Origin of the sequence: Aromatoleum toluclasticum ATCC 700605 (assembly GCF_000378245.1) — a bacterium.
Taxonomy (GTDB): domain Bacteria; phylum Pseudomonadota; class Gammaproteobacteria; order Burkholderiales; family Rhodocyclaceae; genus Aromatoleum; species Aromatoleum toluclasticum.
This window is the reverse complement of the sequence record NZ_KB899501.1, coordinates 139,527-161,242: the sequence shown is the minus strand read 5'-3', so window position 1 is coordinate 161,242 and position 21,716 is coordinate 139,527. Positions and strand designations below refer to the sequence as shown.

The following is a 21,716-nucleotide window of genomic DNA, read 5'->3' as shown; positions in this document are numbered from 1 at the left end:
CGGTCAGGCCTCCACGTCAAGCGCGCCGGAAGAATCGCCGGCCTCGTCCGCCTGGTCGTCCTCGCGCAGGTCGGCGAGCGACACGGCCGCCGCGATGTTGCGGACCTTGGCGATATCTTTCGCGATGGCGGCGATGGTGTCCGCAGAAAGCGACGGCTCACGGCGTCGAATCGTCCCGGGGATCGTGTCCAGGATCTTCGCCGCGCGGGCGCCGGCCTTCGCGAGGACTTCCTCGATCAGCTGCACTGGCGCGAGCTCGCCGCGCGTGACAGCGTTCTGCATGGCCACGCGGTCGGCCTGCTCTTTCGCCAGTCGTGCCCGCTCCCCTGCGAGATCGAGATCCCCGGCGGCGGCACGCCCTGCAGCCTGTTCGCGCAGGCGGCGGATGTAGCGCACGCGGACCTCGTCCAGGGAGGCGGTGCGCCAATCGATCCCGAGGTCGGCACACAGGCCGGAAACCGCCTGCTGCGACATGTCGAGATGATCCGCAATTCCCTGTTGAGTCAGCAACTTACAACCCCCTTAGAAGAAACCTGTGACTAGAGAAACAAGCAGGTCCGAATTACCCTTGACTAGCCTTTCGCGGAAGGACCCAAAGCGCGCGGTCACCGGCTGGCCTCGCGGTTGAAGGCCTCGGCGTACTCGCGCGCGAAGTTCTGCTCGATGGCCTTGCGACCCACACCGTAGAAGTCGAACCGCGGGCGGTACTGCGCACGAGTCACGAACATCAGGATCGGTTCGATTGCGCTCATCCTTCCGCCCCGAGTACCAACGAACGAGAACGACGTTCGCTTGTAGATGCCAGGCTTTAGGTTCTGACGACGGCCCTCCTTCCAACTACCGCCCCCCACACGCCGCCCCGGCATGGCGGCGAAGTACTCGAACCCGCGCTTGGTGCGCGTTCCCTTGCGCCGCTTGTTGCGCCCCTTCTCTCCCATGTTCTGAGTCGATCCAGCGTAGGGCTCTGCCGAGTCGAACCAGGACAGCACCTGCTTGATCTGTCCGACCGACATGTTCCCGTACGCATCGAGCGCCGCCTTCCTGCCCGGCACCGCATACCAGCCCGCAGGTAGTAGGCCGCGCTTGCGAAGGGCCAGTTCGAACGCCTTATCCTTCCGCCCGCCCCCAACGATCTGGGAGTTAAGGTAGTTGTCTGCCCTGTGCCAGTAGCCGTCCTTTACCTGGACACGCGCCGACATCTCGCCCTTGTCGATGACCACCTCGAAGGCATTCAGCGTCCAGCGGGTGGGCCGGTCGAACACCTTGGCCATTTCCTTTTGCTCGATGTCCTTCACGATGCGCGCAGTCTTCAGCAGCGCACGCTGTGCAGCGACCTCGACTTTGCGGTTATGAGCCTTCAGGGCCGTGGCCAGCTGCGGCAGGTCGTGCTTCACGGAAATCCTGATCATCGTGCCGCCCCTTTCTTCTGCTCAGCATCCCGCGCCTCGCGCTCCGACCGCGCCTGGTGGCGCATGCGGGCGAGGCTTCCGCGCACGATCAGATCCCATGCTGCGATGGATGCAGAGAGATCGGCCAGCCACAGCGCCCAGCTCGCGATCATGTCCGGGTCGCCCTTGTCGATTGCCGCCTTGATTGCGACGCCGATCTCGCGTTCGTCCTCTTCCGACCAGTCCTCGCGCGCTTTGCGCACCTCGGCCACGCGCACGAAATCGGCGCGCATCTTCTCGACAACTTGCTTTATCGGCTGCTCCATGCGCCCTCCACGGTGATAACCCCTTCTTTCCCTGCCTGCTTCCCAACCTTTCCCAACCTAAAAACAGAGGTTGGGAAGCAAAAGCCCTTGAATCCCCTGCTACTTCCCAACCTTCCCAACCTTCCCAACCTTTTTTTGTATTTGCTCACGCGCATGTACACGCGCGGGTGTGTGTGCGCCCGCTCGCTCGCACCTGTGCATGCGTGGACGAGGTTGGGAAGGTTGGGAAGGTTGGGAACACCCAACAACGGCGCGGCTTCCAGCTTCCCAACCTCGGCGCCAAGGCTGGGAAGGTTGGGAACGGAGGTTGGGAAGCGGTCAGAACGGCGCATACGTTTCTTCCCCCTCCTGCACCCGCGCCACCCGCGGATTAGCTGCGCTGGCACGGGAATCGCTTCGGGCGCGTGACGGCGGAACATAGAGGCGACGGCGACCCGGATCATCGGCGAGCCTGTCCTCTTGCCGGCCGCAGCCGAGCTTGCGTAGCGTGATCCCGATGCGCGTGACGACCGCAGGCGTGAGCTTGTCGGGCGTCAGCCCGAGCGGGCCCGACGCCACGTCGGCCATCGAGAAGGGCGCAACCTGATCCTTCACCCACTTGGCGAGGTAGTCCTCGAACGGCTCTGGCATGCCCCGCTTGGCCTGCTCGGGGTTGAAGAGCTGCTGTTGCTCCTCGGGCGATGGCCAGCAGCGTTCGCCCGCCCGGTAGTCGGCCAGCGCCTCAGCGAGCATGTTCTCGAGGTTGCCGCGCAGGCCGTCCAGGTTGAGCTCGTCTCCGCACATCACGGGCCAGAAGCGGCGTCCGCCGGTCGCATCCTTGAGGTATTCCTCCTCGTTGGTGGTACCGATGAACACCGACTGGCGCGGCACCTTCGTCAGGCGCTTACCGTAGGGCGGGCGATACTCGTCTTCCTGCCGGCTTAGGAAGGACTTCTGCTTGCGCTCTTCCGCCTTCATCAGCGAACCCAGCTCCGCGATCTCATAGATCCAGTGTCCCGGCAGGGCCAGCAGGGCATCCTTGTTGTTGAGATCGAGGTCAGTGTCGCCGAACCACTTCCAGGAGAGGATGCGCGCAACCGTCGACTTCCCCTTCCCTTGCTCGCCTTCCAGCACGAGGCAGTAGTCGAACTTGCAGCCGGGCTCCATCACGCGCTTGATCATGCCGCGCAGGAAGAATGACCCGACCAGCGCGGTGTATTCGGTTTTCTCGACACCGAGGTAGTCCGACAGCCAGTCTTCATTGCGCCGGACGCCATCCCACGGTGCCAGCCCGGCAAGAGCCTCGCGCACGGGGTGAAAGCGGTTCTGCCGGGCGATCACCTCAACAGCCTGCCCGACAGTCGTGGGCGAGAACTCGACCGCCCACGCCCGCTGCAACCAGATTGCGGCGGTTGTGTCGAGATGATCCGTCCATTCCCCTTGAACAGCTCCGCGCGGGTCGCAAGGCAAAAGCGAGCGGAAGACGGTTTTCTCGGCAAACTCGTCGTACGCGATCACGCCCCGCCATTCGCGCATGCACGAGAGCACCAGCTCCGCATTGGCCAGGCAGGGCGAGATCTCGCCCTTCTTGCGCAGCAGGCGCTCCGGCCAGTCTTCCTGATCCGGTGGTTCCATCCCCTCCCCCGCGGGAGCTTCGGAGGGGTAGAAAGGGGTTTCGTCAGTGGGCGAATGATCGGGGGCAGCCGGGGCGGGCGTGGCGGGCATGGGGGGCTGCGATGCCTTCGCCGGGCGCTGTCGGGCCTTGCGGTCCTTCGCCTTCGCCCAGGGCGACACCCAGCCCAGCCCCTCCGCCAACCCGAAGATCGTGCCGATGGTGATCTTGTCCGGGTTGAACCCGTCCCAGCGCTTGCGGGTGTCGTCACCGCCCGCGTATTTCGGGCTGCGCGCGGACCATGCATCCCACACGTAATAGCCGGCGGTGCCAAGGCCCGCCTTGCAGGCCATGCCAACGTCGATCCATTGCTGGTACTCGTCAGGCGACACATGCCCGAGCGCCTCTTCGGCCAGCGCTACGGTTTCCGCCACACTCCGCTGCCGCCCGCCTGGAAGATTCAACGGGGCCGGCGCCGGGGCACTGGACGGCTGCGCGGGGCGGGCGTGCTCGGGCTTGCCCTTCACCGTGACGTACAGGCGCCTCAACACCTCGGGCGCGATCGGGCGCACTTCGGACGGCGCACCATCCCACACGCGACCCGTGAAGGTGAAGAACTGAACGCCGCAGAAAACTTCGATGCCGACCTTGTTGCTCTTGAACGAATCCGTTTCCCCGGCGCAGATGATGTGCACACCCTTTCCGCTGGGGGAATACTCGGTATAGCTGTCGCAGGCGCGGATGATCTCGGCGCACCGATCGGAGATCTCGCCCGTCTCCGAATCGATCATCCCGTCGAGGTCGATCCCGACCAGCCCGTCACCGGGCAGGAAGGCGAATCCGACGCCGTCGAAATCCCCCCCTGCCACAGCCGCGGCCGCAGCGGAAAAGGGCACAAGCCGAGCGCGATCGCGCTCGCCGCCTTGCTCTTTCCAGCGCTTCCCGCCGGCCGCGTAATACGGCATCTTGCGCGGCTTTTTCTCGGGCGTTTCGCCCGGCTCGTAGCGCCACACTAGCCACTGGGCCAGTTCGGCCAGAGCAGGGATGACCGCTGCCGGCACAGGGCAGCGGCGCCGATAGTCCGCGCGATACGCAGCAAGGTCCGCCCAGGGCGGCGTCTGCTTCTCGTCGTTTCCGGTCATGACTTGTGCGTGGCCCGTCCGCTACGTGCTCGCCAGTCGATCAGGCACGCCGATTCATGCTCACCAGGAGCGACGTACGCACAGAACGTCGCTCCTTCCGGAACTTCATCGCCGCAGTTGTGGCACAGCCCGACCGCCGGAAGCGCGCGGGCCGGGGCTGCCCGGCGGCACGATTCGATGGCGCTGTCGAGCATCGCCAGCTGGTGCGCTTCAGACGACTCGATGAAGTTCTCATCCATCACCGCCCCTCGCCCGCTGAAACGACACGCATGGGCTTCGTGTCGGGCTCGCGCACCTGACTCTCCACTTCCTTCAGGAAGCCGTGCACCGAGCGGATCACACGGCTGCCGACCACGCGCAGGGCTGCGACCTCGTCGCGGGTGATGAGACCGTCGCGGCGCGCCTCAGTAAACTGCGCGGCGAGCTCGCCGAAGCGGCGCATCATCTCGAGCTGCGCCTCGAGGAGGTCATCATCGGCGGCCTCGCCGTCGAGCACCGGCACGAATATTCCGCCGAAGGTTCCGCACTTGGCCTCGATGTAGCCCATGGCGCCGGTCTTCTCCATCACCGCCAGGCCCAGCGCATCGGCTTCGTGGTCGGTTACGTCGTAGTTCGGCATGCTGTCGGCGAACTTGTTGTGCAGCACACCGGGCGAGCGCCCGATCAGGCGAGCCAGGGCAGCGATGCCACCGGGGAAGGCCTTTGAATCCGCATGCAATGCGAAGATGCCGTCGTGCTTTTCTGCGTGTGTCATTTTCTTATCTCCTCAGTCCACTGCGAAAAACGAACGCCCTACACTTTCCTCAACCAAAAAGGTGCCGGCCGACGAGTGCCGGCCGGCATAACAGCCTCGGTGGCTGAGGAGAGAAAACCATGCAACGAGGGGCGCGCACCATGCGGATAGAATTGGAGTTCTCACACACCATGTTCATCACCACAGGAGCGCGCCGTGAAACGACGACGAACGCGAACTGCACTCTCAGATCTGCTCGGCGCATTGATGACCGGCCATCTTCAATCTGTGATCGCGGCCGTCCGCCGGTTGAGCGGGATCCGCTAGACGCACGGAACGATCCCATCGCGCCCGCAATCACCCTCGACCGTTCCCTTCCCGTCGCCCTGCCGCGCCGCGGCGATCATCACCGCATCGTCGGTCGATGCCGGATCTGCGGTCTGACACCCAAGCTTCGCCCCCTGACCAGATTCGGGCAGGGGGCGTGGCTTCGATGGTGGCGGGTGATCACCCCTTTCCGACTCCCGCTCCAGGCGGTTCAGAAACTCGACGAGGCGAAGCCCATCCTCGACAGGATCCGGAACGTCCCCGCTCTCCCATCGGGAGATGCGCGGCTGCGGAATACCAACGGCGCGCCCGATCTCGGACTGGGACAGTCCGCGTTGACGCAGCTTGAGGATGGTGTCTTGTACGGTAGTCATGATCTCATTATACGACGCCGTATAACGCGGTCAATACGCACGCGTTTAATTCACGCGTGCATAGTTTGGGGATGACAGTGCACAAGATCGTCGCCCGCCTAATCGACCAGCTGTTGGACTCGCGCTCTTATCCGAGCGTCAATGCCATCGCGAAAGACATGGGCATGAACCAACCGACCCTCGCCCGCATCTACAACGGCGAATCGCTTGACCCCAAGCGCGAGAGCGTCGAGAAGATCGCGAAGTTCTTCCACCTGACCGTGGATGACCTGTACCGCGACGCCCGACGCGTATCACCTTCGCCGAATGGTCACGCAACGAGCAATGGGGGAGAATTGCCGACCTCAAACGAAGTGCGAGACAACCGGGCGGAATATGCAGCGCAGGTGCAGGACAGTGTTGAAATCCCGCAGTACGATGTGTCGGGCGCAATGGGCAACGACGGACTGATGCTCGCCGACCAACCGGGGGTGATCAAGGATTGGCACGTGACCCCGGAATGGCTGACGAAGAACGTGCCCCACTGCACGGGCGTGCGCAACCTTTGCATCGTCACCGGGTTCGGTGACAGCATGCGACCGCTTTACAACCCCGGCGATCCGCTGCTGGTCGATATCGGCGTGCGCAAGATCGAAGCGGACGCCGTGTATTTCTTCAGGGTCGGCAGTGAAGGCTACATCAAGCGAATCCAGCGCATCCCCGGGCGCGGGTACTTGGTTAAGTCGGCCAACCCCGAGTACGAGACCTGGACGATCACGCCCGACATGGAGGTCCAGGTGCTCGGACGGGTGTTGATGGCGTGGCGCTCGGAAAAGTTCTGACGGAGAACAGAAGCATGACCTACGGGAAAGCGGTTGCTGCGGTGCTACTGATGGCGGCGAGCTGTGCCGCCACCGCACAGGTCTACAAGTGTTCCCAGCCAGATGGGAGGATGGCATACCAGGACCACGCCTGCGCAAGCGGGGCTGGCAAGCCCATCGACGCGCGGCCCGCCGCCGGCAGCTCGAGAACTGCCACCACAGGAGCATCTGCTGCGGCCAGCACGACCAGCAAGGAAAAAGCGTTGCTCGACCAATACGAGCGCGAACGGCAGCTGCGCGCCATCACGTACGACATCGATCAGCTCGAGCGGGCGATGGATTCCGACCAGCAGCGCATGGACGCGGAACTTGACGCGCTGCGCAACCGGAAGCGCTATGCGAACAACAATCTCGCGGGAGCGACATGGGAAGCGAGCATTTCGCAAGAGATGCAGGCCGTGACCGAGCGCTACAACACCAAGGCCGCCGCTGATCGACAACGGCTCGAAGACATGCGAAAGCGCCGGGACAGCCTAGAGCAGTAGCCCGGCCAGACCGAAACAAAGCAGACGCCCGCCTCGCGCGGGCTTTTTCTTATGCACAGTTATACGTTCGCGTATTGACATTCCTATACGCGCTCGTATAAATTTCTCCCATCGCCTAACCCATAGGCACGGGAGAACACGATGATCGGCACCCCCACCACAGACACCCTCGCGCACACCGTCATCAGCGGGTCGGCCACGACCGGCATGACGGTGACCACTCGCGACGGTCGCCCGGCCCGCCTGGCGGTGCTGGACGAGGACGGCAACGTGATCGAGGCCGGCGACGCCGTGGCCCGCGAGGCGTGGAACGTGGCGATCCAGTGTCACCGCAACTTCTGGCAGGCGAATGGCCACCTGGTGGTGCACACGAGCCCGACCGGGCTGGTGACGGCGCCGCCGAAAGGGCGCGCGAGGCGCTGAGATGGACATCGCCGCCGCCTACCAGCGCAGCGCGTTTCCCGCCCTCGGGATCAGCCTGGAGACGGCGACGACGGAACCGGCCCTGCGAGCGACGTTGGAACTGGCGCACTGGATGCGCGAACGCGAGCAGCGCAGGACGGCGAAGCGTGCCGAGCGGATCGCGGCGGGGAAGTGGATCGAGAACACGAACGGAGAACGGACATGAGCACACCGGAGCAAATGGAGGCACTGCAGCGGCTGTGGCAGCTCGCCAACGGCCATAGCGGGCAATGCCGAATCGTCGCGGCCTTCCTGCTCGGGCTTTACAACGGGCGCCGGTTTCCGTTCGACATGACGGATTTTCGCGGCCTGGATACGGAAATCTTCCGCGACTGCCTTGCGGTACTGGCGATGGACAACACGCCGAAAGCAGAAGTGCACGAGCTGCTCGGCGTGCCGGGAGCGCGTTTCGAGAAGCTGGCCGACGACTGGCGCATCAAGGACCGGAGGGCGGCATGACCATCACGCTCGACGAGGCCACCACGCGCGCCGCGTTTCTGGCTTCCACCACCCGCACGAACATGCTGCGCCAGGCGCGCGACGGCCACATGGACCACGAGGCCTATGCAGTGCTGTCGGCCCTGACCTTCTGCGGCTTGCTCCCCGAATCGACCGCCGCCGCGATCCGCGCTGAGGCGGACGCGGCGTGCCAGCAGTTCTATTCGGATGCCCTTGCCGAACTGGGCGTCCCCCGCCACACCACCGAGGAGGCCTAAGCCATGAAGCTTGAACCGTATCCGGCCATCGCCGCCCAGCCACTGGAGTCCATTATGAGCAACGAACCGCAAACCCTTCAGCAGCTCCTCACCGAGCGCGTGACGATGTTCGCCGACGGCGAGCGGCCGCGCGAGATCCTCGATGCAGCCGTTGAGAAAATGTTCGTAGCGGTCATCGAAGACGCCTTCCGCAGTTACGGCGACATGGGCAAAGCCGTCAAAGAGGCGATCACCGCCGCGATGCCGGCCAATGTCAGCAACGTATTCGAGCTTACGCGATACAACGCGTTGATCTCGGAGTCCCTCAAACAGCGCTGGCACCAGGCAGCCGTCGAAAGCACGATGCTCGAGCGCGCAACAGCGGCAATAGACGAGGTCATGTCGCCCGAGTTCATCACGGGGGAGGTGTCGCTGCGCAAGCTGTTCGAGGTGTTCATCGAGCAACACAAGCAAGAGGCCGCTGAGAATCACTGGGAGCACCCGGAGATCCGTTTCCAAGACGGAACGAGCGGCAGCACCGAATTCCTGCACATCTATTTCGACCAGAAGCCAGAGGCCGAATACAAGCGGGATCAAAGCGCTTACTCGTCGGCCCGCGCGCCGCGACGCGACTACGAACTTTCCCACGCTCTTCACGTGTCCATCAATGGTGAGCGCACAGAAGGCGAAGGCCCCTGGAAGACGACCACCCGGATCGGGCGCGTCTATTCCGCGCAGATCGACGAGAAGAAGGTCGCTGTCGACATGCAGATCAGAACAGGGTGGGAACGCATCCTCGCTTCGCTGTACTTCGGCAATGCGACGCTAGTCATTGACTGCGACGCCGACGAATTCAGCTATGGCATCTACGACTGAGGGGACCGCGCCATGAATCTCCGACTGATCCAAGCCCTGACCCGCCACCGCCTGCGCCGCCGCCTGATGATCGAGACGGCACGACTCGAGGAGATGCGCGAGAACGCGAAGGAAACCATCGCAGCGCAGGAGCGCGCCGTGGAGCAGGCGCTGCGCCGCTACGACGCGGAGATCGGGGAGTCGGCAATCGACATCGCCAACCGCATCGACCGGGCCAGCAAGGCCGGATTGCTGGCCGCATGAACCTCCTGACCCTGACCGCACTGATCTGCGCTGCCTGCCTGCTGGTAGGCCTGCTGGTGGCGCAGGCCGTGGGGGATCTGCGCGAGGTGGCGGCGTGAGCGACGTGATTGCGGCGGACGCGCTGCTCGTCGACGAGCGTGTCGCTGTGCCGGTGACGGCCGTGCTGTCGCACGCGGACGCTGTTCGCCTTGAAGTCCTCGTCGCCCGCTGGCGCGGCGTGAATCCCGCCATGGACGAAAACACCATTACCGACGCGGTGTTCGCGGCAGGCCTGGCCGCCGTCGAGCAGCTCGTCGCCACTTTCCCGGAGCAAGCATGAACGCGAAGCACCCCACGACCAGCCTCGCGCCGCTGCGCGAACAGATCGCTCGCCACCTGGACGCGGAACCTGAATCGACAGTGAAGGCGATTGCGGCGACCTGCGGACAGGCGGAATACCCGAGCCGCATCGTCGGCGCGCTGAACGTCATGCGCACAGATGGTGATGTCGAGTGCGAGCAGCGCAAGGGCGAGATGCGGTATTGGCTGGCTCGGCCGCTGGATGTGATTCTCTCGGGCGAACAAGGCGCGATCACTGCTGCGCCGCGCAGGGCGGAGACGCCGCCCGCCCCTACGCGGCAAACGGAACGCGCCGAGCAGCGCCGCGAAATCATCCGCACAGCGATCGCCGGCAAGACTGCAGCGATCGGACCGACGCTGAAGTATTTGGCCGAAGCGTGCGAATGCACCGTTCCGGCGGTCGAGCAGCTGGTTGCCCCGATGCTCAGCGCCGGGACGGTGCGCAAGGCTCGCACCGAGGGCGAACGCTTCAATCGGCTTTTCGATCCGAAGGCAATTGCACCGCCCCAGCCGGAGGTGGGTGAAAACACCGGCAGCGACGGATCGGGGGAGTCAATAGTCCTCGCCGCAGTACCCGAGGCCGGCGCCGGCCAGGAACCCGCCCCGGCCGCTGTGGCGCCAACCGCAGCACCAGGTGCGGAGGACGATATGGAGCGACTCAAGTGCGCCGCCGAGCAGCTCGCGCTTTTCCACGAGATCTGCGAGCGATACGAGATCGGAGATTACCCGGCAGGGCTGGCCGGCCACCTGTCACGGCAGATCGAGCTGCGCGACATGCTTGTTTCCCGCGCCACCAAGGCCGAAGCAGAACGCGACGAACTGGCGCAGCAGTACAAGGACAAGGACGCGGAGCTGCTCAACCAGTCGAGCGTCGTTGTGTCCCTGCGTGCCGAACTCTCGACAGCGGAGCAAAAGCGCATCGACACGACCGGCGCCCTGACGCGCTCCATGCAGGATCTGGACACGATCCGCGAGCTCCTCGCGCCGTTCTCGGGCGATATCGACCCGTCGGACATGACCGAGGTAGAACTCGCCCAGCAGGCCGCAACCCTGTTGGTCAATCTTGCCCGAACCGTCGAGAACATGGCGCAAGGGGATCCCGCGGTCGACGTACTCGACGCCGCATCCGCCTACCTGATTCGTATCCCGAAGCGACGCCCGCGCGTCGTCACCAAGCCCGAGAAGGTCCGCGAGGCCGCCGTCGCTGCCGTACGCAACGGCGCCGAGCGCGCCGACGTGTTTGCACTGATCCCCCTCGGCACCGCCAAGCGCGGCGCCGAATGGACCGACGCCAACTGATCCACCACCCGAGAAGGACATCATGCACAACTTCTTCATCACCGTCCCGGAAACCACGCTCCCCGACGGCACCATCGTCCCGGCCTTTCAGGTCGGCCAGTACGCCTGCAGCCGGAGCAAGGACGGCCAGGCCGTCGTCACCGCCGAGGGCACGCCCTGGGTGCGGATCAACTACCGCGCCGCGATCGAGGACTGCAAGGCCGCGGGCTTCGCGCTCATCACCGAGCGCCAATGGCTCGCGATCGCGCACAACGTCGCTGCGCAGGCCTGCAACTGGACGGGCGGCGCCGTCGGCGAGGGCGAACTCTTCCAGGGGCTGCGCAACTGGATGGTCGAGGAGGCGCAGCCCGGCACCTACCAGCCCACCGACGAGAGCGAGCGCCGCTGGCTGACGCTCTCCAATGGTGAGCGCATCTGCGATCTCAACGGCAACGTCTATCAGTGGATCTTCGACGACTTGCAGGGCGACGAGGAAGGCGTCGTCGCACACCCCTTCGCCGAGGCCTCGCCCTCGATTAAGGCGCCGTTCGAGCGGATGCAGAAGGGTATGGGCTGGCGCCCGCAGGCCGGCGCGGATTGGTCCGGCTACGCCCTCATCCGGGGCGGCTACTGGGACTCGGACTCGCTTGCCGGCGTGTTCCGCCTCAGCTACGTCTGGCCCGACCGCGAGTACGACATCGTCGGCTTCCGCTGCACCAAGCCCATTGGTCTCTGATCCCCGGTCTCCGGTCACTGCGTCAGCGGTGACCGGACCCTCTCAGCACAAGGAATTCGCCATGCAAAAAGCCACCGCATTCGCCGAACGCGACCCCGCGACGCCCGCCACCGAGCAGGGCCTGATTCACAAGTTCAACGTCAGCCGCGTCGACGGCCGTGACGCCCCCGGCGGCGATCGCCACGGCGCGCGCTATTTCGTCCTCGATCTCGACCACGATCCGCACGCCAAGCCCGCACTGCGCGCCTATGCCGAGTCCTGCGAGGACAACTATCCGCAGCTCGCTGCGGACCTGCTCGCACAGATCGACCGCATCGAGCTCGGCGCCTTCGTTACTGTTCCCGAGACAACGCTCCCCTCCGGCCTGGTCGTGCCGGCCTTCCAGGCGAGCCAGTACCTGTGCAGCCAGTCGAAGGACGGCGCGCCGTGGGTCGAGATCAACTACCACGATGCCCGCGCCGCCTGCGAACGCGCCGACACGCGCCTCATCACAGAGACGCAGGCACTCGCCATCGCGCACGACATCGCGCAGCAGGACATCAACTGGACCGGCGGCAAGGTCGGCGAAGGGTCGATCTATCAGGGCCTGCGCAAGGGCAGCGTGAGCGCCGCGCAAGGGTCGAGCCTTGAGCCGATAGACCCCGACGAGCGCCGCTGGCACCTGCTCAGCAACGGCGAACGCATCTACGACTTCGCCGGCAACGCCTTCACGTGGGTTTTCGACGATGTGCAGGGCGACGAACAGGGCCTGACAACGCGCATCGCGGCCGACTCGATCAGCCTGACCACGGCGCCCTTACCGTCACTCGAGAAGGGTATGGGCTGGAGACCGCAGGACGGCGCGAATTGGTCCGGCTTCGCCCTCCTCCGGGGCGGCTACTGGGACTCGCGCTCGCGTGCCGGCGTGTTCTACCTCAGCAACGACTGGCCCGACTACGAGCGCGGCAGCGTCGGCTTCCGCTGCACCAAGTAACGCGGGTCTCTGAACCCTGGTCTCCGGTCACTGCGTAAGCGGTGACCGGCCGCACAGCACCCCAACCGCTCGACACCATGCACGACACCCACCCCACCACCACCGAGCAAACCGAGTTCTCGATTCGTGCCTTTCGCGGCATCGAAGTCGGCCTCGGGCAGGCCGACCCGGTTGCGGCGATCGCCGCCAAGCTCGAGGCGCAGCACCCAGGGCACCTGATCCTGGTGCAGGCCGGCAAGTTCCTGCACGGCTACGACCGCAGCGCCTACGCGCTCAACATTCTCAAGCGCTACAAACTCAAACTCGTCGGCACCGCTACCGATCCGCACCTGCGCGTCGGCTTCCCCGCCGGCAACTTCAAGCGCCGCCTGTGGCCAATGGTCGCCGAGTTCGGCATCCCCTACGTCGTCGCGCTCGGCACCCAGGCGAACGGCCACACCGTCTATGTGTCCGAGCAGCCGTCCGGCAACGCCTCGGTGCTCGCCACCGTCACGGACGAGCTCATCCGCGACACCATCGCCGACCTGCGCCAGCGCGGCGAACTCAACAAGGCCGCCGCCAAGCACCTGCTCACCAATCCTGACACCGCCGGATTCAAGCTCAAGAGCCACGCCCAGGACCTCGACACCGTGCTCCTGCAGGACGTCATCAAGATGCCACGCGACGTGCGCACCACCTACGGCGAAACCCTGCGCGCGACGATGGCGCGGATCATGCGCGCCGTGTTCGCCTTCGGCCTCGAGGAGAACAAGCCGGCGCTGCTGCGCGCCCTGTCGGCTGACGTCGACCTCCTCAAGCACTACCTCACCCAGGCCCCGCGCCTGAGCCCGCTCAAGCTCAACTTCGAGCACCGCGCGGGCTCAGCCGTCGAGCTTGGCCGGCTGGTGGGCGGCCTTCTCAAAGCCCAGCAGGTGCAGCCATGACCGACAAGGGGAGCGCTCTGGAAGGTCCGGCAACGCCCTCATCCGGGGCGGCTACTGGGACTCGAACTCGAATGCCGGCGTGTTCAACCTCAACAACGACTGGCCCGACAACGAGAACGACAACGTCGGCTTCCGCTGACCCAAGGATTCACGGCCTGGACGTCGGCACCGCCGACGGGAGGTCCCTTCTTGGTCGAGCGCTTCCCGGGGCCCCCGCTCCGAAAGCACGGCGCAACAGCGCCCAACCGGGAACCGCCGCGGGGCCTACGGGTGCCGCGGTGGAACACGGTGACCAGCTCGCGCTCCTGTTCCCGCCCGTATGCATCGCGGGACAGCGCTGCTTGCCCTTCATCGGCAACGACAGCCTGAAACGGCTGAGATCACGCGGACTGCTCAAGAAAGGCCAGCCGATCTACCTGCTCAAGAACGGGGGGCTCCCTGTCATGACGTGGAGCGGCAGAGGCCAGCGTCCGGCCTGGGTGCGGGATTGGCTCGCGAATGGCGGTACGCTCCACGAACTGTCGGCGGCAGAATGACCACCTTCGCCGACCTCACCACCATCGACAACCTCTTCGCCTGCTGGCTCAAGGCCCGCCGGAACAAGGGCCGGTGCATCCGCATCCAGCGATTCGCCGAAGACCCGCTGCGCTACCTCGCCACCATCCAGCAGCGCCTGCGCAGCCGTAGCTACACCTTCGGTCCGTACAAGACATTCACCGTCCGCGAGAAGAAGTGGCGTGACGTGGTCGATGCGCCGATGAAGGACCGCATCGTGCACTGGATGCTCTACGAGTACCTGCTGCCGATCTGGCAGCCGCGCTTCATCCACGACACCTACGGCAACCTGCCCGAGCGCGGCACCCATGCCGCCGTCGCCCGTCTCGCCCAGTTCGCCCGCGCGCAGGACGCACGCTGGGTGCTGCAGCTCGACATCAGCAAGTACTTCTACGCCGTCCGCCACGACCGCCTCAAGGCGCGCGTGCTGCGCTACGTCGGCGACCACGATCTGCGGCAGCTGATCACCGACCTGGTGGATTCCTTCCGCACCGACGACCGCTACGACGCGCTCTTCCCGACCGGTAGCCCGTACCACCAGACCGCGGCGAAGGGCATGCCCATCGGCAACCTGTCGTCGCAGCTCTTCGCGAACATCTACCTGAACGACTTCGATCACTGGATGAAGGAGACGCTGCGCGTGCGCCACTACATCCGCTACGTCGACGACATGGTCCTGCTCGGACCCGACCGTGACGAACTTCGCCGCATGTGCACCGCGATCGTCGAGCACCTCTCCGCCGACGGCCTGGTGATCCACCCCCGCAAGGTGCGGCTCGCTCCGGTCGCCGACGGCATTCCTTTCCTCGGATACGTCGTCTGGCAGAACCACCTCAGCGCCGGCCGATACATCCGCAGCCGCTACCACCACCGGCTGCGCCAACACGAAACCCAGGGCATCGACCGGACGGAATCGCTGACGTCCTACCGGGCGATGCTCACGCACACAGGAGCGACACGATGAGCGACTCGACCGGCATCGAATGGACCGATGCCACATGGAACCCGGTGACCGGGTGCAGCAAGGTTTCTGCCGGCTGCAAACACTGCTACGCCGAGCGCGACTGGGCGCGGCTGTCGGCAAACAAGTCGACGCGCTACTTCGGCCGGAAGTTCACCGACGTGCAGTGCCACGATGACGTGATTGCGCTCCCGCTGCGCTGGACCAAGCCGCGCCGTATCTTCGTCAATTCTATGTCTGACCTGTTCCACTCGGATGTACCCGATGCTTTCATCGACCGGGTGTTTGCGGCCATGGCACTGACTCCCCATCACACGTACCAGGTGCTGACGAAACGTCCGGAGCGGATGCGCGACTACCTGTCGTCGAGCGCGCGGCGCGATGACTGGGCCCGAGCAGGCGACATGATCGCTGAAAGCATGGAGCCACAACGGTATGCCAACATCTCGCACGTCGGAGAACCCGGGAATCTCGTCAGCGTGTTCTCCGCGTGGCCGCTGCCTAACGTCTGGCTTGGCGTCAGCATCGAGGACCAGGAAACGGCCGCGGCACGCATCCCGCTGCTGCTCGATACGCCATCCGCCGTGCGCTGGATCAGTGCCGAGCCGCTTCTCGGGTCAGTGGATTTGCGCCTCCTGCAGCAGCCGGACGGTCAGCGCCGAGATGGCCTCAACTACGGACTGCATTGGGTAGTCGTCGGCGGCGAATCCGGCCCGAAGTCGCGGCCAATGCATCCGCAGTGGGCCCGTACCCTGCGTGACCAGTGTGCGGTGGCCGGCGTGACGTTCCTGTTCAAACAGTGGGGCGAGTGGGCGCCGCGCAGCGACTGCTATCACACGCTGACCTGCGGACAAGCGGCGGCTGAAATCGACCCCAGCGCAACGAAATGGCCGTGCATCCGCCTTACCGGCGCAGGCCGCAATGGCCGTGATCTTGCGAACGCTTGCGATGGTGATGACTGCTACATGCAGAAGGTCGGCAAGAAGCTCGCCGGCCGACTGCTTGACGGCGTGTTGCACGACGCATACCCGGAGGCCTTCCGGTGATCCGCGACCAGTTCATCCTCGACCTGCAACAGGAACTCATCGTCGACAACTTCGCCGGCGGGGGCGGTGCGTCCTGCGGCATCGAGCTCGCGCTCGGTCGGCACGTCGACATCGCGATCAACCACGACCCCGAAGCCGTCGCGATGCACCACATCAACCACCCGCAGACGCAGCACCACTGCGAAAGCGTGTGGGATGTGGATCCGCTCCAAGCCACCCAGGGCCGCCCGGTCGGGCTCGCGTGGTTCAGCCCGGACTGCAAGCACTTCAGCAAGGCCAAGGGCGGCAAGCCGCGCGAGAAGAAGATCCGCGGCCTGGCGTGGATCGTCCAGCGCTGGGCGGCGCTCGTGCGGCCGCGCGTGATCATCCTCGAGAACGTCGAGGAGTTCCGCACCTGGGGCCCGCTCACCGCCGACGGCCATCCCTGCCCCGTGCGCAAGGGCCAAACCTTTCGCAGCTTCATCCGGCAGCTGCAGGAGAAGGGCTACGCCGTCGAGCACCGCGAGCTGCGCGCCTGCGACTATGGCGCGCCGACGATCCGCAAACGCCTTTTCCTCATCGCCCGCTGCGACGGCAACCCGATCGTCTGGCCGGCGCCGACGCACGGCGCGCCCAGCTCGCCAGAGGTGAAAGCCGGCCACCGCAAGCCGTGGCGCACGGCCGCGGAGTGCATCGACTGGACAATCCCCTGCCCGAGCATTTTCGAGCGTAGGAAGCCGCTCGCCGAGGCGACGCTGCGGCGCATCGCGCGCGGGATTCGGCGGTATGTGATCGAGACGGCGCAACCGTTCATCGTTGGCATCGATCATCGCGGCAGCGGTGACAGCGCCGCGTGGGCTTCATCGGCCCCCATGACCACCGTCACCAGCGAGGCCCGGCACGCGCTTTGCGTTCCGACATTGGTGCAGACGGGCTACGGCGAACGCCCCGGCCAGGCCCCGCGCGTACCGGGCCTGCACAAGCCGCTCGGCACCGCCGTCGACGGCCAGAAGCACGCCTTGGTCACTGCCTTCCTCGCCAAGCACTACGGCGGCAACGAGACACCGGGCTGGCCGCTGCAATCGCCGATCAGCACCCTGACCACGCAGGACCATCACCACCTCGTCACGTCCAACATGGTGAAGCTGCGCGGTACCAGCAGCGCCGCCGGAACGGACGAACCCCTGCACACGGTCAGCGCAGGCGGCACCCATCACGCCGAGGTCCGCGCCTTCCTGGTCAAGTACTACAGCGAAGGCGGCCAGGATCAGGACTGCCGCGACCCGATGCACACGATCCCGACGAAGGACCGCCTCGGCTTGGTGACCGTCGCCGGCGAGCAATACGCGATCGCCGACATTGGCATGCGCATGCTCGAACCGCACGAGCTCTACGCCGCGCAAGGCTTCCCAGCGAGCTACGTGTTCGCTCCGGTCATCAACGACCGGCGCCTGCCGAAGCACGCCCAGGTGCGCATGTGCGGCAACAGCGTCAGCCCGCCACTCGCCGCCGCGTTGGTGCGCGCCAACGTCCCCGAAATGATCGCCTACAGCCGCAAGGAAGTTCGCCAGATGGAGAAAGCAGCATGAAGCGCCGCAACCCTAATCGCCGTGAAGGTCTGCACCCTCTGATCGCCGCAGGCATCCACCGCGCCGAGAAAGCCCGCAAGGCCGACGTGATCGCGCGCCCGATGCGCGAGCTTTTCGCGCTGCTGATGTCGGGCGAAGTCATGGAGATCGACGGCCGAGCTGTAATGCGCATGCCAGAGATAGACACGACGATTACCGAGCAGGCGCAATGGTGCGAGATCGCCCCCGCGATCCGCGGCTGGATCGACTGCTGGGGCCACCTCGCGGCGGAAATTCGCCTGTACCACATGGGCGTGCTGGCAGATCGCCTGGAGCGCGATCAGGAAATCACCCCGCGCCTGGTGGAGCAGGCCCGCGACGAGTTCGAGCGGACGATCAAGCGGCTGCCGTCCCTGCCCGACGGCGCGATCCTGAGCGCGATCAGGACGACCGAGATCGGGTGGGAGTTCGAAAAACTGGAGCAACAAGCATGAGCATCATCATCCATGGGCCGCAGGGCTGCGGAAAGAGCAGAAACGCCGAAGCGCTGCGCCGTCATTTCAAGATGGAGCGGGTCGTCGACGACGCTGAGTGCGCCTACCCGCGCACGACCGATCTACCCAGGTTCGAGGCAGGCCGCACCCTCTATCTCACGAATCAGGAACCCCCGGAACACCTTCGCAGTGCTCGACGCGTGGTCAGCTATGAAGCGGCGATCGCGCAGATACGGGACGGGCGGTGACAGAACGACCAAGGCAAGCGGGCCGCCAAAAGCGAAAGGAGAAGACGATGGATGCAACACAAGACGCGGTACTCGACTGGCTGAATACCGGCGAGACTGGAACCAGCAGCAAGTGCATGGCGATGTGGCTTGCCTTCGGCAAGCGAACCAGAGGCGGCACGTTCGGCAACCACCCGCACGACCCGGACGACATGGACCGCTGCCTGAAGCTGCTCGCGACGGCTCCGGGGCTGCGCGAACGCCTGCCGAAAATGGCCAAGCTATCGAAGACGTGGGCTGCGCTTGTGGCGCGGTGGGACGAAATCGAGGCGATGCAGATGGACGAGATTGGCCTAAACTGGACGAAGTCGAGGAGCGCACCAAAGACCTACGCGCTGATGAAAGAGGTGATCGACGGAGCGCGGAAGCGAGCCGCATAGCGATTAATCAGCATAGCCAAAGCAAAAAGCCCCGCGAGCCGGGGCTTTTTCATGTCCTGCACTATGGTTTATATGGCGTATCACTCAGGCAGCCGAGGGAGACGAAACCGACTCGCGGTACGCCTGGGGTCTTGTGCTGGGTCATGCTCTGAGGGGGGGGTGTTGGCCGGAATCCGGGATGGCCCCGGCCGAAATGTTATTTCTGGCTCGAACGGCCGCTCTTCGCCGCAGGTGCTTCGGGCTTTGCTTCCTTCGCAGCCTGGGGGGCGGCCTGCTCATCCTTGGCAGCCGGGGCGTAGTTCGGGAAGGGGAAGCCGGTGAAGATACTGCGCGTCTGGTTCTCGATCTGTTCCTGCATCTGCGAGAACATCTTCTTGCTCTGATCGACGTAGGTGCCCATCACACTCTGCAGCGCGGGCCCCTGGAAATTGAGGAACTGGGCCCACAGATCCTGGCTGATCGGGCTGTTCTCGCCGTAGATCGCCTGCGTCTGCTCCTGCAGCTTGGCCTGCATTTCGGTGAAGGCCTTGATGTTGTTCTCGAGGTACTTGCCCATCATCCCCTGCGTCGCATTTCCGTAGAAACGGATCATGTGCGCGAGCAGGTCGCTGGTGAACATGGGGGCTCCGCCCGCCTCTTCCTCGAGGATGATCTGGAGGAGGATGCTGCGCGTGAGATCCTCGCCGGTCTTGGCATCGACAACCTGAAATTCCTCCCGCCCCAGTACGAGTTCCTTCACATCAGCCAGCGTGATGTAGGAACTGGTCCGGGTGTCGTACAGACGGCGGTTGGGATACTTCTTGATAAGACGTGCCTGCTCAGCCATCAATGCCTCTCCTCGTCGGCGGTGAATTCCGCTCTCCACGTTCAACAAAATTATACCGCGGTGCAGAAATAAAAACCCCGCCGTTCGGCGGGGTCTCGCAGCGATCCGCCTACGCGGAATACTGCATCAGCACATGTGCAGGCCACCGTTGATGTTGATAGTGGCACCCGTCACATAGCCGGCCAGCTCGGACGCGAGATAAGAGCACAGGGCGCCGATTTCCTCCGGCTTGCCGAGACGCTTCATCGGGACGGTATCGATGATGCCCTGGCGGATGTCATCGCGGATCGCCATGACCATTTCGGTGCCGATGTAGCCCGGGGCGATGGCATTGACGGTCACACCCTTGGTCGCCAACTCGGCGGCCAAGGCCTTGGTGAAGCCCAGCACGCCGGCCTTGGCCGTGGAGTAGTTGGTCTGCCCCGCCTGACCCTTGACGCCATTCACCGAAGAGATATTGATGATGCGCCCCCAGCCGCGCTCGGCCATCTTGGGCGAGACGTGATGGGTGACGTTGAACAGGCTGTTGAGGTTGGTGTTGATCACCGCATCCCACTGCCCCTTCTCCATCTTGGGGAAGAACTTGTCGCGGGTGATGCCGGCGTTGTTCACCAGAACCTCGATCGCGCCGACTTCAGCTTCGATCTTGGCGACCATTGCCTTGCAGGATTCGTAATCGGACACGTCACCTTCGGCAGGAATGAACTCGAAACCGAGTTCCTTCTGCTTGGCAAGCCACTCATCCTTCTGCGGGAAACCCGGCAGACAGTTGGCGACGACCTTCAGGCCGTCCCTGGACAGGGCCTGACAGATCGCGGTGCCCAAACCGCCCATGGCGCCGGTAACGAGTGCGACTTTTTGAGTCATGGTGCAATCCTCTTGCAGATTGGTGATGGGAGGCGCGTCCGGCCGCGCGACAAGCGTCCGCAGTGCACCTCCTCTGACAACCGTGCGGCAGTGCATTACCGCAAAGCGGGTAAATTATAGGGATTTTTGAAGGAGTTTGCTGCACTGCAAAAGGAAAATAAAACGGCGCGCTCCTTTCGGAAACGCGCCGTTCGAGAACCGGATACGGTCCCGGTCAGAACATGTGCTGACCGCCGTTGATGGAGATGTTGGCACCGGTCACGAATGCAGCCTCCTCGGACGCGAGGTAGGCCACCAGGCCGGCGATTTCCTCGGGCTTGCCCAACCGTGACACCGGAATCTGCGGCAGGATCTTGGATTCAAGGATTTCCTGCGGGATTGCCGTCACCATTTTGGTACCGATGTATCCCGGCGAGATGGTGTTGACGGTTACTCCACTACGCGCAACTTCGAGCGCCAGCGCCTTGGTGAAGCCATGCATCCCCGCCTTCGCAGCGGAGTAGTTGGTCTGGCCGAATGCACCTTTCTGGCCATTCACCGACGAAACGTTGATGACGCGCCCCCACTTGCGCTCGACCATGCCGTCCATGACCTGCTTGGTCATGTTGAACACGCTGTCGAGGTTGGTGGAGACGACGGCATCCCAGTCGGCCTTGGTCATCTTCTTGAAGGTCATGTCGCGGGTGATCCCGGCGTTATTCACCAGCACATCCACAGGCCCCACTTCCCGGGCGACGGTTTCGACGCAGGTCTTGCACGAATCGAAATCCGACACGTCGCAGGGATAGGCCCTGAAGCCGTAGCCCATGTTGTTCATGGTCTGCAGCCATTCAGCGGCCTTGGTGTTGCCCGGGGAATGCGTCGTCACGACCCTGTAGCCCAGCGCGGCGAGCTTGATGCAGACCGCCTCGCCCAGGCCACCCATGCCACCGGTCACTAGTGCAACTCTTGCCATAAACTTACTCCTCTCCCGTTGATCGATCCACGAAGGGTTTCCAGACA

The 21,716-nt window shown here is 64.5% G+C and carries 30 protein-coding genes; 20 read left to right on the top strand and 10 right to left on the bottom strand.

Features of this window, described 5'->3' with window-relative positions; all coding sequences use genetic code 11:
• Positions 1-3 precede the first annotated feature (3 nt).
• The 7 genes from F464_RS28955 to F464_RS28945 all read right to left on the bottom strand — a co-directional run bounded on the left by F464_RS28955 (position 4) and on the right by F464_RS28945 (position 5,881).
• Entirely contained in the window at positions 4-474 is a 471-nt protein-coding gene (locus F464_RS28955) for a terminase small subunit (protein WP_018991291.1), read from the bottom strand.
• Positions 475-605: 131 nt separating this feature from the next.
• The gene (locus tag F464_RS0118275) at positions 606-1,409 is read right to left on the bottom strand and encodes a hypothetical protein (RefSeq protein WP_018991290.1); all 804 of its coding nucleotides are present in this window, start codon (positions 1,407-1,409) and stop codon (positions 606-608) included.
• Positions 1,406-1,714: a hypothetical protein gene (locus tag F464_RS0118270; RefSeq protein WP_018991289.1), complete on the bottom strand. Its 309-nt coding sequence runs from the start codon at positions 1,712-1,714 to the stop codon at positions 1,406-1,408. Before F464_RS0118270 ends, F464_RS0118275 begins: the two co-directional genes overlap by 4 nt.
• A gap of 318 nt (positions 1,715-2,032) precedes the next feature.
• Complete coding sequence (locus F464_RS30010) at positions 2,033-4,447, bottom strand: VapE domain-containing protein (protein ID WP_051092318.1); 2,415 nt, start codon at positions 4,445-4,447, stop codon at positions 2,033-2,035.
• Positions 4,444-4,686 carry a zinc-ribbon domain-containing protein gene (locus F464_RS0118260; RefSeq protein WP_018991288.1) on the bottom strand — a complete coding sequence of 81 codons (243 nt, stop codon included), beginning with the start codon at positions 4,684-4,686 and terminating at the stop codon, positions 4,444-4,446. Before F464_RS0118260 ends, F464_RS30010 begins: the two co-directional genes overlap by 4 nt.
• The gene (locus F464_RS0118255; protein WP_018991287.1) at positions 4,686-5,201 is read right to left on the bottom strand and encodes a phage regulatory CII family protein; all 516 of its coding nucleotides are present in this window, start codon (positions 5,199-5,201) and stop codon (positions 4,686-4,688) included. The genes F464_RS0118260 and F464_RS0118255 overlap by 1 nt, the downstream gene beginning before the upstream one ends.
• Before the next feature lie 302 nt (positions 5,202-5,503).
• Positions 5,504-5,881: a helix-turn-helix domain-containing protein gene (locus F464_RS28945; protein WP_018991286.1), complete on the bottom strand. Its 378-nt coding sequence runs from the start codon at positions 5,879-5,881 to the stop codon at positions 5,504-5,506.
• A gap of 77 nt (positions 5,882-5,958) precedes the next feature.
• On the opposite strand from F464_RS28945, the gene F464_RS30005 reads away from it, so the two are divergent.
• The 20 genes from F464_RS30005 (at position 5,959) to F464_RS0118145 (ending at position 19,021) form a co-directional block, all read left to right on the top strand.
• Complete coding sequence (locus F464_RS30005; RefSeq protein ID WP_198292291.1) at positions 5,959-6,702, top strand: S24 family peptidase; 744 nt, start codon at positions 5,959-5,961, stop codon at positions 6,700-6,702.
• A gap of 14 nt (positions 6,703-6,716) precedes the next feature.
• Positions 6,717-7,226, top strand: coding sequence for a hypothetical protein (locus F464_RS31065; RefSeq protein ID WP_018991284.1), 510 nt, complete (start codon positions 6,717-6,719; stop codon positions 7,224-7,226).
• A gap of 141 nt (positions 7,227-7,367) precedes the next feature.
• Positions 7,368-7,649, top strand: coding sequence for a class II aldolase/adducin head domain-containing protein (locus F464_RS0118235; RefSeq protein WP_018991283.1), 282 nt, complete (start codon positions 7,368-7,370; stop codon positions 7,647-7,649).
• 1 nt (position 7,650) lies between these two features.
• Positions 7,651-7,854 carry a hypothetical protein gene (locus F464_RS0118230; protein WP_018991282.1) on the top strand — a complete coding sequence of 68 codons (204 nt, stop codon included), beginning with the start codon at positions 7,651-7,653 and terminating at the stop codon, positions 7,852-7,854.
• Positions 7,851-8,147 carry a DUF7673 family protein gene (locus F464_RS28935; protein ID WP_018991281.1) on the top strand — a complete coding sequence of 99 codons (297 nt, stop codon included), beginning with the start codon at positions 7,851-7,853 and terminating at the stop codon, positions 8,145-8,147. Before F464_RS0118230 ends, F464_RS28935 begins: the two co-directional genes overlap by 4 nt.
• Positions 8,144-8,404 (top strand): hypothetical protein, encoded by a 261-nt coding sequence (locus F464_RS0118220; RefSeq protein WP_018991280.1) that lies wholly within the window; start codon positions 8,144-8,146, stop codon positions 8,402-8,404. The genes F464_RS28935 and F464_RS0118220 overlap by 4 nt, the downstream gene beginning before the upstream one ends.
• A 3-nt stretch (positions 8,405-8,407) precedes the next feature.
• Positions 8,408-9,259, top strand: a complete 852-nt coding sequence (locus F464_RS0118215; protein WP_198292290.1) for a hypothetical protein — start codon at positions 8,408-8,410, stop codon at positions 9,257-9,259.
• Between the two features lie 12 nt (positions 9,260-9,271).
• Positions 9,272-9,502 (top strand): hypothetical protein, encoded by a 231-nt coding sequence (locus F464_RS0118210; RefSeq protein WP_018991278.1) that lies wholly within the window; start codon positions 9,272-9,274, stop codon positions 9,500-9,502.
• Positions 9,503-9,596: 94 nt separating this feature from the next.
• Positions 9,597-9,821 (top strand): hypothetical protein, encoded by a 225-nt coding sequence (locus tag F464_RS0118200; RefSeq protein WP_018991276.1) that lies wholly within the window; start codon positions 9,597-9,599, stop codon positions 9,819-9,821.
• Positions 9,818-11,140 carry a hypothetical protein gene (locus F464_RS0118195; RefSeq protein ID WP_018991275.1) on the top strand — a complete coding sequence of 441 codons (1,323 nt, stop codon included), beginning with the start codon at positions 9,818-9,820 and terminating at the stop codon, positions 11,138-11,140. Before F464_RS0118200 ends, F464_RS0118195 begins: the two co-directional genes overlap by 4 nt.
• 22 nt (positions 11,141-11,162) lie before the next feature.
• A complete protein-coding gene (locus F464_RS0118190) occupies positions 11,163-11,855 on the top strand; it encodes an SUMF1/EgtB/PvdO family nonheme iron enzyme (protein WP_018991274.1) in 693 nt (230 codons plus the stop codon).
• A 61-nt stretch (positions 11,856-11,916) separates the two neighbouring features.
• On the top strand, positions 11,917-12,828 hold the full coding sequence (locus F464_RS0118185; RefSeq protein ID WP_018991273.1) for an SUMF1/EgtB/PvdO family nonheme iron enzyme: 912 nt from the start codon (positions 11,917-11,919) through the stop codon (positions 12,826-12,828).
• A 41-nt stretch (positions 12,829-12,869) separates the two neighbouring features.
• Positions 12,870-13,751 carry a four helix bundle protein gene (locus F464_RS0118180; RefSeq protein ID WP_018991272.1) on the top strand — a complete coding sequence of 294 codons (882 nt, stop codon included), beginning with the start codon at positions 12,870-12,872 and terminating at the stop codon, positions 13,749-13,751.
• Positions 13,752-14,029: 278 nt separating this feature from the next.
• A complete protein-coding gene (locus F464_RS28930; RefSeq protein WP_018991271.1) occupies positions 14,030-14,287 on the top strand; it encodes an H-NS family nucleoid-associated regulatory protein in 258 nt (85 codons plus the stop codon).
• Positions 14,284-15,270, top strand: a complete 987-nt coding sequence (locus F464_RS0118170; RefSeq protein ID WP_018991270.1) for an RNA-directed DNA polymerase — start codon at positions 14,284-14,286, stop codon at positions 15,268-15,270. Before F464_RS28930 ends, F464_RS0118170 begins: the two co-directional genes overlap by 4 nt.
• Complete coding sequence (locus tag F464_RS0118165; RefSeq protein ID WP_018991269.1) at positions 15,267-16,313, top strand: DUF5131 family protein; 1,047 nt, start codon at positions 15,267-15,269, stop codon at positions 16,311-16,313. The genes F464_RS0118170 and F464_RS0118165 overlap by 4 nt, the downstream gene beginning before the upstream one ends.
• Entirely contained in the window at positions 16,310-17,881 is a 1,572-nt protein-coding gene (locus F464_RS0118160) for a DNA cytosine methyltransferase (protein WP_018991268.1), read from the top strand. Before F464_RS0118165 ends, F464_RS0118160 begins: the two co-directional genes overlap by 4 nt.
• Positions 17,878-18,354: a hypothetical protein gene (locus F464_RS0118155; protein ID WP_018991267.1), complete on the top strand. Its 477-nt coding sequence runs from the start codon at positions 17,878-17,880 to the stop codon at positions 18,352-18,354. Before F464_RS0118160 ends, F464_RS0118155 begins: the two co-directional genes overlap by 4 nt.
• Positions 18,351-18,602 carry a P-loop NTPase family protein gene (locus F464_RS28925; RefSeq protein WP_018991266.1) on the top strand — a complete coding sequence of 84 codons (252 nt, stop codon included), beginning with the start codon at positions 18,351-18,353 and terminating at the stop codon, positions 18,600-18,602. The genes F464_RS0118155 and F464_RS28925 overlap by 4 nt, the downstream gene beginning before the upstream one ends.
• A 47-nt stretch (positions 18,603-18,649) precedes the next feature.
• Positions 18,650-19,021, top strand: coding sequence for a hypothetical protein (locus F464_RS0118145; RefSeq protein ID WP_018991265.1), 372 nt, complete (start codon positions 18,650-18,652; stop codon positions 19,019-19,021).
• Positions 19,022-19,217: 196 nt separating this feature from the next.
• On the opposite strand, the gene phaR is transcribed toward F464_RS0118145, so the two are convergent.
• The 3 genes from phaR to phbB (F464_RS0118130) form a co-directional block, all read right to left on the bottom strand.
• On the bottom strand, positions 19,218-19,847 hold the full coding sequence (gene phaR, locus F464_RS0118140) for a polyhydroxyalkanoate synthesis repressor PhaR (RefSeq protein WP_018991264.1): 630 nt from the start codon (positions 19,845-19,847) through the stop codon (positions 19,218-19,220).
• A gap of 126 nt (positions 19,848-19,973) precedes the next feature.
• A complete protein-coding gene (phbB, locus tag F464_RS0118135) occupies positions 19,974-20,714 on the bottom strand; it encodes a beta-ketoacyl-ACP reductase (RefSeq protein WP_026296123.1) in 741 nt (246 codons plus the stop codon).
• Between the two features lie 214 nt (positions 20,715-20,928).
• Positions 20,929-21,669 (bottom strand): acetoacetyl-CoA reductase, encoded by a 741-nt coding sequence (gene phbB / locus F464_RS0118130; RefSeq protein ID WP_026296122.1) that lies wholly within the window; start codon positions 21,667-21,669, stop codon positions 20,929-20,931.
• Positions 21,670-21,716 lie beyond the last annotated feature (47 nt).